Here is a 1,952-nt window from a genome sequence, read left to right on the forward strand (position 1 = left end):
GATGGACGATCTGGTGACGTTGCCCGGGGTGGGAAGAAAAACGGCCAACGTCGTCCTGGGGACCGCGTACGGCATTCCTTCAGGCGTGGTTGTGGACACGCACGTTGCGCGGATCAGCCAGCGATTGGGTCTCACCACAGAGAAAGATCCGGACAAGATTGAACAGGACCTCATGCGTCTTGTCCCCCAGGATCAGTGGATTCCTTTCAGTCATCGAATGATCAAACATGGTCGAAAATACTGTACGGCGAAAAAGCCCCGCTGCAGCGAGTGTCCCATGAACAGTTTTTGCCCAAAAATCGGAGTGGAAGAAAACACGAAGAGTGCGGGGAAGACCGACAGCTCTGCTGAGTCGAAGAGGGGAAAGCGGGCCACTTCCCGAAGCCGTCGAAAGACCTGAAAATCAGTGTTCTGAGGTGGCATTCGGGTAGCCTTTCGGAGGGTATTCGAGTCGCTGCCGAGGTTGATTGAAAAAGCAAGGCCGTTACTGGAGAGCGCAGGCTGACCGAGGAGACGTTATGATCCTATCTGGAAAAGAAATTCTGGCACAACTGGGCAAGAACATCATCATCGAGCCGTTTAATCCTGCAAGGTTGAACTCCAACAGTTACGATTTGACGCTGCACAACGAACTGATGATCTATGAGGAAGTGGTCCTCGATATGCGCAAACCCAATCGCGTCCGCCGGGTCATCATCCCGGAAGAAGGCCTGGTGCTGACTCCCCACCAGCTTTATCTCGGTCGGACGGTGGAGCGAACCGAAACTTACGGCTATGTGCCGATGATTGAGGGCCGCTCTTCGGTGGGCCGTCTGGGGCTTTTTGTCCACGTGACTGCGGGCTTTGGTGACGTGGGCTTTCGCGGGTACTGGACGCTCGAAATGTTTGCCATTCAGCCGGTTCGGATATACCCCGGTGTCCCCATCTGCCAAATCTTTTATCACGAGATCAAAGGTGAGTACGAGGAGTACAAAAGCGACAAATACCAGGACAACCAGGACATTCAGCCGAGTCTCCTGTTTAAAGAATTGAATCCCGATTTGTGCCATAAGCCGCGATCTAATTTGCCGTTTGGCATTGAAGAGATCCGCGGCTGAGGCGTTCGCAAGCGATTGCATCTTGTAGAGGCGCAGGTCGTCCATGTCTGAGCGGTCTTCCACGGTTGCACCGTATGCCGGGTTGGCCGCCGCACTCGCGGTGGCTATTGGCATCACGGCACTGACCATCCACGATGTGGCGGTGGAACGGGGAGGACCGGGCGTCACTTGCGATGAACTTTATCATGTGGGTTATGGCAAGCGGCTGGTCAGTTCGCTGCTCCGCTACGGAACGCAGTTCTTTACTCGGGACCGAATCAAAGAAACTTTTGCCTGGTCACCCGACGGCCCACCGGTCCATCCACCTCTGGGAAACTGGATCCTCGGATGGTTCCACTGGATGTTTGATCCAGCTCCGCAGGAGCTTTCACAACTCGCCATCACACCGGCACGGTTCGGCACCGCCGTGTGTTTCGGCATTTTGGTGTTTCTCGTGTGTTGGGCGGGAATCCACCGGTACGGGCCGATCGGGGGAGTGGCGGCGGGGTGTTCTGTTGCTCTTATGCCCCGACTGTTTGGACACGCTCATCTGGCCGCCCTTGACGCCATCACCGTACTGATGTGCACGGCCACAGTCCTGGCCGTGGTTGTGGCGGAGCGGAGCGGGCGGTGGTGGGCGTTTGCGCTGGCGGGTTCCGTTTGGGGACTGGCCCTGCTGACGCGTTTCCACGGACTGCTCTGCGGCCCCCCCGTTTTGCTCTGGATTTTCTGGCAACGACGCTCAAAGGGCATCATTCCTGCCCTGTGCTGGCTGGCCAGCGGGCTTTTGATTTTCTACGTCGGCTGGCCGTGGTTATGGTTCGACACGCTCCAGCACCTCAGGCTGTATCTCTCAACAAGCACCCAGCGGACCCC

Annotated in this window: 2 protein-coding genes and 1 pseudogene; all 3 read left to right on the forward strand. The window is 56.9% G+C overall.

Annotated features, from left to right (window positions below):
- A pseudogene (locus H5U08_RS17120) lies at positions 1–400 on the forward strand (endonuclease III); the annotation flags it as partial.
- A 118-nt stretch (positions 401–518) separates the two neighbouring features.
- Positions 519–1,097, forward strand: coding sequence for a dCTP deaminase (gene dcd, locus H5U08_RS17125; RefSeq protein ID WP_297035864.1), 579 nt, complete (start codon positions 519–521; stop codon positions 1,095–1,097).
- Between the two features lie 43 nt (positions 1,098–1,140).
- Positions 1,141–1,952: glycosyltransferase family 39 protein (locus tag H5U08_RS17130; protein ID WP_297035866.1), on the forward strand; the 812-nt coding region annotated here is incomplete at its 3' end.

Origin of the sequence: Thermogutta sp., from assembly GCF_014359955.1 — a bacterium.
GTDB lineage: Bacteria > Planctomycetota > Planctomycetia > Pirellulales > Thermoguttaceae > Thermogutta.